The 17035-nt window shown below is 66.3% G+C and carries 11 protein-coding genes; 10 read left to right on the forward strand and 1 reads right to left on the reverse strand.

Annotated elements, in window-relative coordinates; translation table 11 throughout:
* Position 1: 1 nt before the first annotated feature.
* The 10 genes from A9973_RS03530 (at position 2) to A9973_RS03575 (ending at position 16209) form a co-directional block, all read left to right on the forward strand.
* Positions 2-3160, forward strand: a complete 3159-nt coding sequence (locus A9973_RS03530; protein ID WP_183012390.1) for a CusA/CzcA family heavy metal efflux RND transporter — start codon at positions 2-4, stop codon at positions 3158-3160.
* Positions 3147-4181, forward strand: a complete 1035-nt coding sequence (locus A9973_RS03535) for a glycosyltransferase family 2 protein (protein ID WP_183012391.1) — start codon at positions 3147-3149, stop codon at positions 4179-4181. The genes A9973_RS03530 and A9973_RS03535 overlap by 14 nt, the downstream gene beginning before the upstream one ends.
* Positions 4165-5610, forward strand: a complete 1446-nt coding sequence (locus tag A9973_RS03540) for a glycosyltransferase family 39 protein (RefSeq protein ID WP_183012392.1) — start codon at positions 4165-4167, stop codon at positions 5608-5610. The genes A9973_RS03535 and A9973_RS03540 overlap by 17 nt, the downstream gene beginning before the upstream one ends.
* Positions 5611-5803: 193 nt before the next feature.
* Positions 5804-8011, forward strand: a complete 2208-nt coding sequence (locus A9973_RS03545) for a TonB-dependent siderophore receptor (RefSeq protein ID WP_183012393.1) — start codon at positions 5804-5806, stop codon at positions 8009-8011.
* A gap of 31 nt (positions 8012-8042) precedes the next feature.
* Entirely contained in the window at positions 8043-9176 is a 1134-nt protein-coding gene (locus A9973_RS03550) for a PepSY-associated TM helix domain-containing protein (protein WP_183012394.1), read from the forward strand.
* Positions 9177-9241: 65 nt separating this feature from the next.
* Entirely contained in the window at positions 9242-10165 is a 924-nt protein-coding gene (locus tag A9973_RS03555; RefSeq protein ID WP_183012395.1) for a Ku protein, read from the forward strand.
* A 1-nt stretch (position 10166) separates the two neighbouring features.
* Positions 10167-12683, forward strand: a complete 2517-nt coding sequence (gene ligD / locus A9973_RS03560; RefSeq protein WP_183012396.1) for a DNA ligase D — start codon at positions 10167-10169, stop codon at positions 12681-12683.
* A 79-nt stretch (positions 12684-12762) separates the two neighbouring features.
* A complete protein-coding gene (locus A9973_RS03565) occupies positions 12763-14337 on the forward strand; it encodes a diguanylate cyclase (protein ID WP_255469005.1) in 1575 nt (524 codons plus the stop codon).
* A gap of 79 nt (positions 14338-14416) precedes the next feature.
* The gene (locus tag A9973_RS03570) at positions 14417-15208 is read left to right on the forward strand and encodes a hypothetical protein (RefSeq protein WP_183012397.1); all 792 of its coding nucleotides are present in this window, start codon (positions 14417-14419) and stop codon (positions 15206-15208) included.
* Positions 15209-15225: 17 nt separating this feature from the next.
* Entirely contained in the window at positions 15226-16209 is a 984-nt protein-coding gene (locus A9973_RS03575) for a hypothetical protein (protein ID WP_183012398.1), read from the forward strand.
* Here the strand turns inward: A9973_RS03575 and A9973_RS03580 are convergent.
* Positions 16199-17020, reverse strand: coding sequence for an IclR family transcriptional regulator (locus A9973_RS03580; protein WP_183012399.1), 822 nt, complete (start codon positions 17018-17020; stop codon positions 16199-16201). The two genes, A9973_RS03575 and A9973_RS03580, sit on opposite strands and share 11 nt — an antisense overlap.
* Positions 17021-17035 lie beyond the last annotated feature (15 nt).

The raw sequence follows: 17035 nt of genomic DNA on the forward strand, positions 1-17035 counted from the left end.
CATGTTTGAACGCCTTATCCGTTTTGCCATCGAGCAGCGCTGGCTGGTGCTGTTCGTCACGCTCGGCATGGCCGCCATCGGCGTCTACAACTATTCCAAGCTGGCCATCGACGCGGTGCCCGACATCACCAACGTGCAGGTGCAGGTCAACGTGGGCGCGCCCGGCTATTCGCCGCTGGAGACCGAACAGCGCATCACCTATCCGATCGAAACGGTCATGGCGGGCCTGCCAGGCCTGCAGCAGACCCGGTCGACGTCGCGCTACGGTTTGTCGCAAGTCACCGTCATCTTCAAAGACGGCACCGACATCTACTTCGCCCGGCAGCTGGTGAACCAGCGCCTGCAGGAAGCCCGGGAAAGCCTGCCGGAGGGCGTCACGCCTACCATGGGCCCGATCTCGTCCGGGCTGGGCGAGATCTACCTGTGGACGGTGGAAGCCGACCCGGCCGCGCGCAAGGAAGACGGCACGCCCTATACGCCGACGGACCTGCGCGAAATCCAGGACTGGGTCATCAAGCCGCAGCTTCGCAACCTGGCCGGCGTCACCGAGATCAATTCCATCGGCGGCTACGCCAAGGAATACCAGGTGGCTCCCAGCACGGAACGGCTGGCGTCCTACGGGCTGACGCTGACCGACCTCATGACGGCGCTGGACCGCAACAACGCGAACGTCGGCGCGGGCTACATCGAGCGCAACGGCGAACAGTATCTGATCCGCGCGCCCGGCCAGGTCCAGTCGATCGATGACATCAAGGACATCGTCCTGACCTCGGTGCAGGGCCAGGCCATCCGCATCCGCGACATCGCGGACGTCGGCATCGGGCGCGAACTGCGCACCGGCGCCGCCACCGACAACGGCGAAGAGGTGGTGCTGGGCACGGTGTTCATGCTGATCGGCGAAAACAGCCGCAGCGTCTCGCAGGCGGTGTCGGCCCGGCTGGAGACCATCAACAAATCGCTGCCGAAGGGCGTGCAGGCCGTGACCGTGTACGACCGCACCCACCTGATTGACAAGGCCATCGCCACCGTCAAGAAGAACCTGCTGGAGGGCGCGGCGCTGGTCATCGTCATCCTGTTCGTCTTCCTGGGCAACATCCGGGCCGCGCTGATCACGGCCATGATCATCCCCTTGTCGATGCTGTTCACCTTCACCGGCATGGTCGCCTACAAGGTCAGCGCCAACCTGATGAGCCTGGGGGCATTGGACTTCGGCATCATCGTGGACGGCGCGGTGGTGATCGTGGAGAACTGCGTGCGGCGCCTGAGCCACGCGCAGGAACATCACCGGCGGCCGCTGACGCGGGCCGAACGGTTCCACGAGGTGTTCGCGGCGGCGCGCGAGGCCCGCCGGCCCTTGCTGTTCGGCCAACTGATCATCATGGTCGTCTATCTGCCGATCTTCGCGCTGAGCGGCGTGGAAGGACGCATGTTCCACCCGATGGCGCTGACCGTGGTGCTGGCGCTGCTGGGCGCCATGATCCTGTCGGTGACCTTCGTGCCCGCGGCCGTGGCGTTGTTCATGGGCAACAAGGTGTCCGAAAAGGAAAACCGGCTGATGGTGTGGGCGAAGCGCCGTTACGAGCCGCTGCTGGATTTCGCGCTGCGCCGCACGCCGATGATCCTGGCCGGCGCCACGCTGTTCGTGGTCCTGTGCGGCGTGCTGGCGTCGCGCCTGGGCAGCGAGTTCATCCCGAATCTGAACGAAGGCGACATGGCGATCCAGGCGCTGCGCATCCCGGGCACCAGCCTGACGCAGTCCGTCGAAATGCAGAAGCAGATCGAAAAGCGTCTGAAGGCCAAGTTCCCGGAGATCGAACGCGTGTTCGCCCGCACCGGCACGGCGGAGATCGCCTCGGACGCCATGCCGCCCAGCATTTCGGACGGCTACATCATGTTGAAGCCCGTGGACCAGTGGCCCGAACCCCGCAAGACCCATGCCGAACTGCTGGCGGGCATCCAGGCCGAAGCCGCGCAGGTGCCCGGCAACAATTACGAGTTCTCGCAACCGATCCAGCTGCGCTTCAACGAACTGATTTCCGGCGTGCGCAGCGACGTGGCGGTGAAGGTCTTCGGCGACGACAACGCCGTGCTGAACAAGACCGCGGCGCAAATCGCGGAAGTCCTGCAGAAGGTGCCGGGCGCCTCCGAGGTCAAGGTCGAGCAGACCACGGGGCTGCCCATGCTGACCGTGAACATCGACCGGGCGCGGGCGGCGCGCTACGGGCTGAGCCTGGCCGATGTGCAGGACACGATCGCCATCGCCGTCGGCGGGCGCGAGGCAGGCACCTTCTTCCAGGGCGACCGGCGCTTCGACATCGTGGTTCGCCTGCCCGAATCGGTGCGCGAGAACCTGACGGCGCTGCGCAAGCTGCCGGTGGCGCTGCCCAAGGCGGACGGCCAGGCCCAGACCGCCTACATCCCCTTGAGCGAAGTGGCGTCGTTCGACCTGGCCCCGGGGCCCAATCAGATTTCGCGCGAAGACGGCAAGCGCCGCATCGTGGTCAGCGCCAATGTGCGCGGCCGCGACCTGGGGTCATTCGTATCGGAGGCGTCCACGGCCATCGGCGAACAGGTCAAGGTGCCCGCCGGGTACTGGACCTCGTGGGGCGGCACGTTCGAACAGTTGCAATCGGCGGCCAAGCGTCTGCAGATCGTGGTGCCGGCCGCGCTGCTGCTGGTGTTTGCGCTGCTGTTCGCCATGTTCGGCAACGTCAAGGACGGGCTGGTCGTCTTCACCGGCATCCCGTTCGCCTTGACCGGCGGCGTGATGGCGCTGTGGATGCGGGGCATCCCGCTGTCCATCACGGCGGCGGTCGGTTTCATCGCGCTGTGCGGCGTGGCCGTGCTGAACGGGCTGGTGATGCTGTCTTTCATCAGTTCGCTGCGCGACGAAGGCAAGAGCGTCGACCAGGCGGTGCGCATCGGCGCGCTGACCCGGTTGCGGCCCGTGCTGATGACGGCGCTGGTCGCCTCGCTGGGCTTCGTGCCCATGGCGATCGCGACCGGGACGGGCGCCGAGGTGCAGCGCCCGCTGGCCACCGTCGTGATCGGCGGCATCATTTCGTCCACCATTCTCACGCTGCTGGTGCTGCCCGCGCTGTACCGCCTGGTGCACCGGCGCGATCCCGAGGAAGAGGAGCTCGCTCATGCGAAAACTTGATCCCGCGGCGCGCTTGCCGTCGCTATCGGTCGTCATTCCCTTTCTGAATGAACGCGAGGTGCTGCCCTTGTGCCTGGCGCGCTTGCGGCAGGTCCTGGACGGGCTGGGCCTGCCTTACCAGATCGTCTTTGTCGACGATGGCAGCCGCGACGGCAGCGCCGAATACCTGCAAGGCCTGTTGTCGACGGAACCGTGCCTGAAACTGGTCCGCCTGGCCCGCAATTTCGGCAAGGAAGCCGCCATGACCGCCGGGATCGCCCACGCTGAAGGCGATGCCGTGATCCTGCTGGACGCCGACTTGCAGGACCCGCCTGAACTCATTCCCGACATGGTGCGCGCCTGGCAGGCGGGCGCGGACGTCGTCTGCATGCGCCGGCGCAGCCGGGCAGGGGAGAGCTGGGCCAAGCGCGCGTCGGCCTACGCGTTCTACCGCCTGCTGAACCGCCTGAGCCGGGCCGCCATCCCGGCCGACACCGGCGATTTCCGGCTGATGAGCCGGCGGGCGGTGCGGGCCTTGCTGAAGCTGCCCGAACGTTGCCGCTATATGAAGGGGCTGTACGCCTGGGTCGGCATGCCGACGCGCATCATCGACTATGACCGGGCCGCGCGCGCGGCCGGCACCACCAAGTGGAACTACTTCGCCTTGTTCCGCCTGGCGATGGAGGGCATCACGTCGTTTTCGACCGCGCCCTTGCGGTGGGCCACGGGCATGGGCGCCATCGCGGCCTTGCTGGGCGGACTGTTCGGCGCGGGGATCATCGCGAAGACCTTGATGTACGGCGGCGACGTCGCCGGCTACCCCTCGCTGATGGCGACCATCACGTTCATGGGCGGCGTGCAGCTCCTGACCATCGGCCTGCTGGGCGAATACGTCGGCAAAACCTATCTGGAGGCCAAGCAGCGGCCCGTTTACCTGGTGCGCGATGTGCGGAGCAGCCGCGCGACCGCGTTGCACGATCCGCTGTCCAGCTCGCCGTTTGATGCGTGCCACCTTGCTCCCCATCATGCGTTTGACCGCTAGAACCGTACTTTTTGGCCTGGCCGCCATCCTGGGCGTCCGCCTGCTGGCGATGGCCGTCATTCCGTTTGCGGACACGTCCGAGCCGCGCTATGCCGAGATCGCCCGGGTCATGGCGGCATCCGGAGACTGGATCACGCCCTGGTTCGCGCCGGGCGAACCCTTCTGGGGAAAGCCGCCATTGGCCTTTTGGGCCCAGGCCGTGTCCGGCGCCTGGCTGGGCATGGGCGAATTGAGCCTGCGGCTTCCGTCCTGGCTGGCCATGCTGGGCGTGTTGGCCATCCTGCACGAATTGGGCCGGCGCCTGTACACGGTCCAGGCCGCGCGGTGGGCGGTGCTGGTGTTCAGCACCATGCTGCTGCCACTGGTGGCCGCAGGCGCGGTGTTGACCGACCCGTTCCTGGCGTTGGGCGTCACGCTGGGCATGGCGTCGTTCATCCTGGCGCCGGCGGCCCGGTCGTGGTTCTGGCGCTACGGCTTGTTCATCGGGCTGGCCATCGGGTTCCTGTCCAAAGGGCCGTTGGCCGCCGTGCTGATGGCCGGCGCAATCGTGCCGTGGCTGCTGTGGCACGGCAACGCGGCACGCCACCTTCGGGCCTTGCCATGGGTAGGCGGCACGGCCCTGTTGAGCGGGCTGACGCTGCCCTGGTATCTGTTGGCGGAGTGGAAGACGCCCGGTTTCCTGCAGTATTTCGTCGTGGGCGAACACGTCCTGCGCTTCATCGACCCGGGCTGGACGGGCGACCGCTACGGCTCCGCGCACAGCCGGCCCTATGGCGCGATCTGGCTGGATTGGGCGATGGCGGCGTTGCCCTGGAGCCCGGTCGGACTGTGGCTGCTGTTGCGCCAGGGCCGCGGCGGCGCGCTGGCGGCGCGGATGCGGGCGTTCGGACGATCCGTCCCGTCGACGTACCTGTTCGCGTGGGCGGTCGCGACGCCCGCGTTCTTCACCTTGTCCGGCAATATCCTCTGGACTTACGTGCTGCCGGCTTTGCCGCCGGTCGCGCTCGGTATCGGCGCGGGCCTCAGCCGCCTGGACGGCATCGCGCCGCGCCGTGTCGCGCTGGCCTGCCTGATGCTGGTGCCCGCGGTGGCCATCGTGCTGGGAATCCTGTCCTTCGCGCAGCCAGACCGGTTCAAGACGGAAAAGCAGCTGATCGCGCGGGCCGACGCCGAAATACGGGCAGGGGAAAAGCTCTACTTCGTCGACAGCATGCCGTTTTCCGCCAGGTTCTATTCGCGCGGAAGTGCCGTCGCCGTGTCCCGGGGCGACTTGGCCGACGTGTTGCCCAGCCAGGGCGGCCGGGTGCTGCTGGCGGTCGAGAAGAGGGATCTGGCCGACATCCGCGCACGCATTTCCGGCACCGTCACGCCGCTGTACACCAGCAGGCGATACGTGTTGCTGGACGTTCTTGCCCCCGAAAAACATTAACGCAGCAATGGCTTGCGTCAATGTGGCGACTATTTTGGCGCCTATTTACTTGCAAATGGATCCTATTTATACTCCGGCCCCGAGTCGGCCCTTGATGGTCCGGCTTTCGCGTCATTGACTCTTGCTGCTCTAGGTCGCACTGAGGATGACCGCCAATCATGGTGACGCCTCGACAGGCGCTTGGAGAAGCAAGATGGTTAGGGCCAGAAACGAACACGCGCGGGCAGGGTTCCCGTTGAACCGCCGCGCGGCCGCGATTGCCGCCGCCTTGGCCGGCCTGTCCGGCATGGCGCACGCGCAGGCGGCGCCTGCGGCGGCCGCTGGCGAAGGCGGTGAACTGGCGCCCGTTACGGTCACTGGCGACTGGCTGGGCACGCCCACCGAAGAAAAGGTGCTGTCCCACCCGGGCGCACGCACCGTTGTCGAACAGCAACAGATCCAGGAAAGCGGGTCCAGCAACGTGCGTGACGTGCTGCGCCAGATTCCCGGCGTGCAGGTGCAGGACAGCAACGGTACCGGCGGCAGCGACGTGTCGCTGAACGTGGGGGTGCGCGGCCTGACCTCGCGCCTGTCGCCCCGGTCCACCATCTTGATGGACGGCGTGCCGATGGCATACGCGCCTTATGGCCAGCCGCAGCTGTCGCTGGCGCCCGTGTCGCTGGGCAACCTGGAATCGGTCGACGTGGTGCGCGGTGCGGGTTCGGTCCGTTACGGCCCGCAGAACGTGGGCGGCATCATCAACTTCGTGACGCGCCAGATTCCGCAGGACTTCACGACCAGCCTGAATGTCGACAGCGAAATCTACAGCCACGGCGGCAACGTCAAGACCTCGCCCAGCCTGTTCGTGGGGGGCACGACCGACAAGGGCCTGGGCGGCGCGCTGCTGTATTCGGGCACGCACGGCGACGGCTACCGCTCCAGCAACGATTCGACCGACATCGACGACGTGATCCTGAAGGGCGCCTACCGCTTTTCGGCCACCGACGACGTAGCCGTTTCGCTGCATCACTTCGAAGGTAAGGGCCGGATGCCGGGCGGCCTGACCACGGCGCAATACTCGGAAGACCCGTTCCAATCCACGCGCCAGTACGACCAGTTCACCGGCCGCCGCACGGACGGATCGTTGAAGTACACGCATAATGACGGCGTCAACAACTTCGAAGTCCTGACGTACTACGTGGATTCTTTCCGAGGCAGCGACATCGAGCAGGGCGGCACCGGCGCCACGGCGAACCAGTTTCGCCTGACGACCGCGCCCCGCAGCTACCACTACTTCGGCTTCGAGCCGCGCTATTCGCGCCTGTTCGATTCCGGCTCGTTCGTGCAGGAAGTCACCGTCGGCTACCGCTACCTGAAGGAAAGCAGCTCGGAAGTGGCGGGGCGCACGGCCTACTACAACCCGGCCGCCGGCGGCGACGCGTTCGACCTGAACATGCCGACCTATCAGACGAGCGACGGCGGCACCACCGCCCACGCCTTCTACATCGATGACCGCATCGACATCGGCAAGTGGACTATCACGCCCGGCGTGCGCTTCGAAAGCATCAGCACCTACAACAACGTCACCAACTTCAACACGGCGACGGGCGCCGTCACCAGCGCCTTGTCGCCGTCGATCGATTCGCGCGTGACCTTGCCCACGCTGTCGGTGCTGTACCGCGTGGACGACAAGTGGTCCCTGTTCGCCAACGCCGGCAAGTCGTTCGGCCCGCAGCAGTACAGCCAGTTGGCGTCCACCACTGAAGGCCTGCACCCGGAATCCGCCAAGACCTACGAAATGGGCACGCACTTCGCCGGCCAGGCCTGGAGCGGCGAACTGACGCTGTTCAACATCGACTTCGACAAGGAACTGCAACTGACCCGGTCGATCGTGGGCGAGGGGATGTGGACCGACTTGGGCGCTACCCGCCACCGCGGCGTGGAGTCCGCGTTGCGGTACGACATGGGCGATCTCAGCGACGCCTTGCGCGGGCTGTCCGTCTACGCCACCTACACCTACACGCAAGCCATCGCGCGCGCCGGCGCCTTCGAAGGCCGCGACCTGCCGCTGTACTCGCGCCAGGTGGCGTCCGTCGGCGCCCGCTACGCCGTGCAACGCTGGACCTTCAACGCAGACGTCTTCGCGCAATCCAAGCAACGTTCGCCGGGTTCGCCGGACGCCGGCGCGGGCTACGTGACCGAGGAAGACGCCAGCGGACGTTTAGGCGACATCCCCGGCTTTGCCACGGTGGCGTTGCGCGCAGGCTACGACTTCGGCCGCGACATGAACAACCTGAAGCTGGCCGTGGGCGTCAAGAACCTGTTCGACCGCCGCTACTACACGCGCTCCACCGACAACAACGGCGGCAAGTTCGTGAGTCAGCCTCGCACGATCTACATGCAGGCGTCGATGGCGTTCTAAGCATGGGCATCGTCTCCACCGGATCGACCTCGTGAAAGGCCTGCGCGGCGTGTGGCTGCGGGTCCACCGCTGGCTGGCGCTCAGCGCCGGCTGGATCCTGATCTTCTCGGGACTGTCCGGCGCGGCGTTGGTGGTCACGCCGGCGCTGGACCGCTGGGCGAACCCCGAACTGTTCCAGGCCCATTCCCGCCTGGCGCCGGGCCAGGCGGGCGTTGCGCTGGAATCCGTGCTGCGGTCGGCCAGGAAAGCGTTCGGCGACAGCGCGAATCTGGTGTTCCGGCCCGCTCGCGCGCCGGACGAAACGCTTGAAGTCCGGGTGCGCGGCGCCTGGCGCGGCACGCTTTACCTGGACCCGGCCACCGGGGCCGAGCAAGGCCGTCGCGGGGAAACCGAGGGCGCCGCCAACGTGCTGTTCAAACTGCACAGCGCGCTGTACCTGGACAGCACCGGCAAGGCCATCCTGGCCTGGGTGGCGCTGGCCTACCTGTTCCTGCTGGTCTCGGGGCTGATCCTCTGGTGGCCGCGCCATTGGGCGAAGGGCTGGAACATCGCACTGGACCGCGGCCTGCTGCGTTCACTGTTCGACCTGCACCGGGTCGGCGGGGCCACGCTGGGCCTCCTGATCGCGGTATCGGTCGCGACCGGCGCCTACATGGCGTGGCGTCCACTGGGCGCGGCGGTGACGTGGCTAAGCGGCGCCACGCCGGTCAAGGCGCCGAAATTGCCGGTGTTGGCCGCCAACGGGCAGGCGGGAAGCATCGCCGGCCAGCCGCTGACGCTGGACGAACTGGCCGCGAAGGCCGTGGCGCAATTCCAGGAGCCGGCGCCCATCGGCTACATCGTGGTTCCGCCGCATGCCGGCGCGCCGACCCGTTTCCGCATGATGTTGGGCGATGACCCGCATCCCAACGGAATGACTTCCGTCTGGATCGATCCCCGCACGGCCGACGTGCTGGCGGTGCAACGCTGGAACACGCTGGACCCCGGCGCCCGGGCGACGGCGGTGGTCTATCCGCTGCACACCGGCGAGCTGGGCGGCGTGGCGCTGGAAACCGCCGTGGCGCTGGGCGGGCTGACGCTGGGCGGCCTGGGCATAAGCGGCGTGTGGCTCTGGTGGCGCCGCCGGTCCGTCAAACTGGCCACCGCGAAGGCGCGCATGCACTGAGGTGGCCTGCCGCAGCGCGCAGGAATACTATTTGCTGATCACTTCCCGGTCTAGAGGAGCTGATCATGGCAACACGAACCATCTGGAAAGGGGCCATCTCCTTCGGCCTCGTCCACATTCCCGTCGGCCTGCACACCGCCACCACGGAGTCCGGCGTGGACTTCGATTGGCTGGACAAGCGCTCCATGGACCCCGTCGGGTACAAGCGCATCAACAAGCGCACCGGCAAGGAAATCGACAAGGACAATATCGTCAAGGGCGTGGAATTTGAAGATGGCCAGTACGTCGTCATTTCCCCGGAAGAGATCGCCGACGCCTATCCGCGCACCACGCAAACCATTGAAATACAACAGTTCGTGGACGCGGCGGACGTGTCGTTCGTGTATCTGGAACGGCCTTACTACGTGGCGCCCATCAACAAGGGCCAGAAGGTGTACGCCTTGCTGCGGGACACCTTGGCCAAGACCGGCAAGATCGGCATCGCCAAGGTGGTGATCCAGACCAAGCAACATCTGGCGGCGCTGATCCCGTCGGGCGATGCGCTGGTGCTGGACCTGATGCGTTGGGGCGACGACGTCAAGCCGCAGGACGAACTGGACCTGCCCAAGTCTGGCGCCCGGGGCATGACGCCCAGCGCCAGCGAACTGAAAATGGCCAAGATGCTGGTCGAGGACATGTCCGGCAAGTGGGATCCCGCACAGTACAAGGACGAATTCAAGGCAGCCGTGATGGGCCTGGTGGCCAAGAAGGTCAAGGCCGGCAAGACCGAAACCGTCATTGAACCGCAAGAGGACGCGCCCGCCTATGCGGACAACGTGATCGACTTGACGGAGCTGCTGCAGCGCAGCCTGAAAGGGGGCAGGAAGGCAGCCCCTGCCGCCGCGAAAAAGGCCGCGCCGCGAAAGGCGGCGGCAAAGAAGGCGCCGGCGAAAAAAGCGTCGGTGAAAGCGCCGGCGAAGAAGGCGGCGCGGGCACGCAAGGCGGCCTGACATGGCCGATTCCCTCAAGGCCTATCGCAAGAAGCGCAACTTCACGGTCACACCGGAGCCCGCCGAGGGCGGCGACGCGAACGAGGACGCCCGGGCCTTCGTCATCCAGAAGCACTGGGCAAGCCGGCTGCACTATGACTTCCGGCTGGAGCTGGACGGCACGATGAAGAGCTGGGCGGTACCCAAAGGCCCCAGCTACGACCCGGCCGTCAAGCGCATGGCCGTGCAGGTCGAGGACCATCCCATCGCGTACAACCAGTTCGAAGGCCAGATCCCGGCTGGCCAGTACGGCGCCGGCAAAGTCATCATCTGGGACGAAGGGCGTTGGGCGCCGGTCGGAGACGCCCGCAAGGGCTATCGGGATGGGCACCTGAAATTCGACTTGCAGGGCAAGAAGATGCAAGGCCGATGGGCGCTGGTGCGGATGAAGGGCAAGGCGTCCGACAAACAGCCCGCCTGGCTGCTGATCAAAGACAAGGATGGTTTCGCGCGGCCTGAGCGCGAGTTCAGCGTCGTGGATGAAATGCCTGACAGCGTGGTGGCGTTGCGCAAGAAACGGGCCAAGAAGCAGGCCGAGAAGCAGGCCGAGAAGCAGGCCGAGAAGCGCGCGCCGCCGGCCAAGCCTGAACGGAAGGCGGCGGCGCTGCCTGGGGTGGCGGCCGAGTTGCCCGAGTCCTTCAAGCCCCAACTGGCCACGTTGGCCGACGGCATGCCCGCCGACTCGGCGGACTGGCTCTATGAATTGAAGTTCGACGGCTACCGCTTGCTGGCGCGGCTGGATGGCGACACGGTCAGCCTTCACACGCGCAACGCGCATGACTGGAGCGCGAAGCTGCCGCATCTGGTCAAGGCCTTTGGCCGGCTGCCGGCGAAGTGCGCCTGGGTGGACGGAGAAGCGGTCGTGCTGGACAAGCACGGCGTGCCCGACTTCCAGGCGCTGCAGAACGCCTTCGACGGCGACGCCACCGGCGGCATCGTGTTCTACGCGTTCGACCTGCCGTTCATCGGCGGCCGGGATCTGCGCCGCGAGCCCTTGCGCGTGCGCCGGGCGTTGCTGGCGCAGTTGATGGCGACGGCCGACGACGATTGCCTGCGTTTCAGCGAAACGCTCGCAGCGGCGCCCGCCGATCTGGTGGCGTCCGCCTGCAAGATGGGCTTGGAGGGCATCATCGCCAAGCGCGAATCCGCCCCTTACGTGTCGCGCCGCGCCGATACCTGGCTGAAGATCAAGTGCGGTCGCCGGCAGGAATTCGTCATCGTCGGCTATACCGCGCCGCAAGGCAGCCGCGAGGGGCTCGGCGCGCTGTTGCTGGCCGTCCATGAGGACGACGGCGCATTGCGCTACGCCGGCAAGGTGGGCACCGGATTCGACCGCCAAGGGCTGCTCTCGCTTCAGAAAAAACTCGCCCGCATCGAAACCCCCGACAAGCCGGTGTCAGGCGGGCAGGGCAGGGGCGTGCGGTGGGTGAAGCCGCAACTGATCGCCGAAGTGTCGTTCTCCGGCTGGACCACGGGGGGCCATATCCGCCACTCGGTCTTCCAGGGCCTGCGCGCGGACAAGCCGGCGCGTGGCATCACCCGCGAAAAGGCCGTGCCTGCACCACGCGCCGCAGTTGCGGCGGAGCGCCCCAAGGCCGCCGGCAAGCTCGGCAAGCTGACCCATCCCGAACGCGTCATCGACCCCTCGACCGGATTGACCAAGCTGGACCTGGCGCGCTATTACGGTCTGATTGCCCCCTTGTTGCTGCATCATCTGACCGGCCGCCCGGTGTCGTTCCTGCGTGCGCCGGGCGGCATCCAGGGCCAACTGTTCTTCCAGAAGCACCTGGAAGCGGCCATGCCAGGCGTCAAGTCCTTGCCCGTCCGGCTGGACCCTGGGCATCCGCCGTTGCTGGAAGTGCCCACAGCCCAGGCCGTCATGTCCGCCGTCCAAATGAATGTGGTGGAGTTCCACACCTGGAACGCCGTCAAGACCGCCATCGGCAAACCGGACCGCATGCTGTTCGACCTGGATCCGGGTGAAGGCGTGGCGTGGCCGACCCTGCAGCAGGCGGCGCGTCTGGTGCAGACGATGCTGTCCGAAATCGGCCTGACGGCCTGGCTGAAGACCAGTGGCGGCAAGGGCTTGCACGTGGTGGTGCCGTTGCGCCGGCAGTACGGCTGGGACACCATCAAGGCGTTCTCGCAGGCGATCGTCGCGCATCTGGCGGCAACGCTGCCGCAGATCTTCGTGGCCAAGAGCGGGCCGAAGAACCGCGTCGGCAAGATTTTCGTGGACTACCTGCGCAACGGCTTCGGCGCCACGACGGTCGCCGCCTGGTCGGCCAGGGCACGGCCGAGATTGGGGGTGTCGGTGCCGGTGGCGTGGGCAGAACTGCCGACGCTCAGCGGCGGCGCGCACTGGACCATCGCCAACATCCACGCCAGACTGGACGCCGGCAACACGCCCTGGCAGGGATATGCGCCCCAGGCAATCGGACCGGCCATGGCAGCGATGGATTTCAAGCCGGGCAAATGAATGATGGTTGGGGTGTGGACCCGTTTTGCATGATTCTGTATGCTGCTTTGCAGGCCGATAGCGGGCGGGATCCTCCACGATGAAAAGAAAAGTCAGCTTGTTCACGGTGCTCATCGCCTTGGCGGTGCTAAGCGTGGCGATCGGCTTTTTCAATGCGCTCTATGCCGGCTACCAGGTGCAGAAGGCGCAGGTCGTCAAGAATTCGCTAGCCTCGAACGTGGCCTATGCGGAGAAACTGGCCGAATTCATCAACCTGTACATCGATGCGCTGCACCGGCAATTGAAGATCAGCGCCGCCCGCCTGCCGGATGCCCAGGGCACGCCGCAGGCGCTGACGGCCGAATTGTCCCGCGTCGCCTCGCAGGCCCAAGGCGTAACGGCCGTGCTGCTTGCCGATGCCGGCGGCACCATCATCGCCCGGTCCGCGCAGGCGCCCGCGCAACTGGCCGCCTTCAATACGTTGGCCGAACTGGGCATGAAAGGGCAGCGCCCGGCAGACTGGGTGGTCCCTTGCTGCGAGCATGACGGCCAGCGCGCCGCGCTGATGCTGGTCGAGCCGGTGCCGGGCAAGGACGGTACGGCGGCCGGGTTCCTTGCCGCCGTCGTCATCCTGGAACGCGGCAGCCGGCTGGACCGGTTGATCGGTGAACACCCTTATGGCGACGGCGCATCCGTCTACCTGGTCAATGTCGATGGCCGTGTGCTGTATAGCCACGCCGCCGGCGGGCCGGACGAAAGCGTGCTCAGCCTGGTCAAGGCCGACGTGTCGCCCACGTCGGGGCCGGGCTCGGCACAAGTCAGTGACGCCTCGGGCGCCCCGGTGCTGGCGGGCTATGCGCCGATCACGAAAGGGAAATGGGCGGTCGTCATCCAGCGGCCGCTGGACCTGGCCCTGTCGCCGCTGAAGACACTCTTGGCCGAGTCCTTACGCTTCGCCATCCCCGCCGTCATCGTCACGCTGCTGCTGGTGTGCGGATTGGCCTATGCCATCGCCCGGCCGCTGGCCCGACTGACCCGCGCCATGGGCAGCCCCGAAGCGATCGACAAGCAAGGCCCGCGGGCCAGTTTGCTGAAGACCTGGTATTTCGAAGCGGACAAGCTGCGCGAGGCCCTGATCGCCACATTGGCGCAGCACCGGCACGAAGTCGGCCGACTGAACACCCAGACGATGACCGATCCCATGACCGGCCTGATGAACCGCCGCGCCCTTGAACTGCGGTTCGACGAACTGGCCGCCGCCGTAACGCCATTCGCGGTCATCGCGCTGGACCTGGACCATTTCAAGCAGGTCAATGACGTATTTGGCCACCCGGTCGGCGACAAGGTATTGATCTTGCTGGCAAAAACCCTGAGCGACAGCGTGCGCCAGCAGGACAGGCCGTTTCGGGTGGGCGGCGAGGAATTCGTGGTGATCGTCCCGGCCTCGTCGCCGGAGGTCGCGATGCACGCCGCCGAACGCATCCGCGCCGACGTGGCCAAAAAGGCGATGCCTGACGGCGTCGGGCATGCGACCGTGTCGGTGGGTGTCGCGTTATGGCCACAGCATGGAAAATCCCCGCAGGCTGTTGTCAAATGCGCGGACGAGGCCCTGTATGCGTCCAAAGCGGCGGGACGCAACCGCGTTACGCTCTGGAAAGAAGGCCTGCCGCAATAGGGACTTCCCGCTTTATTCGAAAGTCTGTTCCGCTTTTCCAACGTGTCCGATCAACAAAGACCAGGCGTAAGGTGGCAATGTGAACTATTCATTTGCGTTGGCAGGTTCGGCGGTCGTCTTCTTCTTCATGTTGCTGGGGGCCATCCGGTTCGGACGGCTATTGGGCCTGCGGGGCGGCTCGGAAGACAAGGGCACGGCGGGTTCGGCCGCCATCGAAGCCTCCGTTTTCGCGTTGCTGGGCCTCTTGATCGCGTTCACGTTTTCCGGGGCCGCGCAGCGGATGGCGGACCGCAGGAATCTGCTGGTCACCGAGGTCAACGCCATCGGCACCGCCTGGCTGCGCATCGACCTGCTCAATGCCGACGACCAGCCGCAACTGCGGGAACAGTTCCGCCGCTACGTGGACGAGCGCGTCAACTATTACAAGCATGTCGCCGACCTGGACCAGCGCGACGCCATCGCAACGAAAGTGGGTGCCATCCAGAACGAAATCTGGAAAAGCTCCATCGCGGCGGGCAGGAACACGGTGCCGCCGTTCGCCGCGTCGTACATCGCATCGGTCAATGACATGTTCGACGTGTCCACCGCCCAAACCGTCGCGCAAAAGGTCCATCCGCCCATCGTCACCTATGCGTTCCTGGGGTTCCTGGCGCTGGTCTGCGCATGCCTGATCGGCCTGAACCTGGCCGGTGCCAAGCGCGACACGCTGTTCCACCAGATCATCTACGCGCTGGTTATGACGGTGGCGCTCTACATCATCGTTGACTTCGAATTCCCGCGCATCGGCGCGATACGCATCGACCAAAGCGACACGTTGCTGTTGTCCCAGCGTCAGGCCATGGGGAGCGCCGCGGCGGGCGCGGTGAAGTAACTGAGCGGAGAAACGGCATGGTTAACCGCAAGGCAGGGAGTCGGGGCTGGGCGGCACGTCGGCTATCCGCGTGGCTGATCGCGGCGCACGCGTGCGCCGCGGGCGGCGCGGCAAGCGCGCAACCGACCATCAGATTGTCGCAGGACGACCTGCAGAAGCGCGCCAACGGCGTCCTGGCGCTGATGTCGTTTTCAATCGTTCCGGACATCACGACCAGCGCGTTGTCGATCGGCGGCGGTGGCGGCACGACGGGTTCGACCGAGTTCTACATGACGCAACTGGGCGGCGGCGACACGATATCGAAATCGGTGCCCATCTATCTGGAAGGCGTGCTGGCCGGCAGCCGCTACGACCCGACGTTCGTCGCCTCCGAAGGCCTGGAATCCCGCAAGATTCCCACCAAATGGAACAGCGTTTCCGCCACGGGCGGCATCGGCTGGGACTTCAAGTTGACCGACGAACTGAAGCTGCGCCCCATCTTCAACGTGGCCTTGGGCAACGTCACCAGCGACCTGCGCGCAGCCAGTTGGTACGTGGGGCGCCAGACCGGCCAGGACGTGACGTTCCTGGACAAAGGCTCGTTGAACGCGTATGGCCTGGGCGGATCGCTCATGCTGGATTACGAACACTACCGGCCCGGCTACGAAGTGGACGTGGAGCTGCGGTATTCCGACATCCGCTTAAAGAGCTTTGCCAGTTCCGCGGCGGTTCAGGGCAACGCCATCGCGCAATCCGCCAACCTGTGGGCGCGCTACCGGGCGCCCACAGGCCTGACGATGCTGCAACGCCCGCTGCGCTATGTGCTGGAATTGACTCACTCTGAATTCCTGGGCGACCAGCGCGGCGTGCTGGGTTTTGACCGGCTGACGTCCGTGGGCGCCGGCCTGGAACTGGATTCCAGCGCCTACAACGTCTTCATCACCCGAACCCGGCTGGTCGGCCGCTATGTCTTCGGCACCAATGTGTCGGGGTTTTCGGTGGGATTGGCGGTCAGCTTCTGATGCCTTCGTGCGCCGGTGCGCTGCCCAGCAGGCGGCTGATGGCCTGCGCCTCGCGGCGCACGGCCCGCCCCACGGGGCCGTCGGGCGAGGCGTCGAAGCCGCCGGTGGCCCCCAAGGCGGTCAGCACCGCGCAAGGCCGGCCGGCGTAATGGTAGATCGGCGCGGATACCGCGCTGATGCCGCGCAGATTCGTGTCGCGCACCACGGCGCAGCCCGCCGCGCGCACCTCTCGTTGCAGGGCGCCTATCGGGTCGCTGGCATGCAGCATCGCCCGCTGCTCGGGGGTGGCCGCGTCCAGGTCGGCCTGGGCAAGCGCCCGCACGGCGCTCTCGTCCAGCGTCGCGAGCAATACCTGGCCGGTAGCCGACCACAGCATCGACAGCACCGACCCCTCGCGCACGTTCACCGTGACTGGCAGCCCCGGCTCTTCGAAACGCACGATGGTCGGGCCCTTGTTGCCCATCACCGCCACGAAGCACGTCACCTCCAATTCTTCGCGCAGGCGGGTCAGCGACGCTTCGGCCAGGCGGATGGGATCCGCCTGCCGCATGGCGGCCAGCCCCAGCAACAGGGTCTCCAGTCCCAGGAAATACTGCTGGGTGGCTGCGTCCTGGCCGACCAGACCGCCTTCCATCAAGCTGACCAGATAGCGATGCACTTTGGCGGGGCTTTCGTCGATCCGCGCAGCAATCAGGCTCAAGCCCGCGCGCCCGCCAAGTTCGCCCAGGGCCTTCAGGACGGCCATGCTGGTTTCGGCGGCTTGCACGCGCTGGCGGCGTTCGCGGGGACGCGGGGAGTCGGTGGCGGTCATTGGCGGCGGGCGGGT

Source organism: Achromobacter sp. UMC46 (assembly GCF_014170335.1).
Taxonomy (GTDB): domain Bacteria; phylum Pseudomonadota; class Gammaproteobacteria; order Burkholderiales; family Burkholderiaceae_B; genus Achromobacter.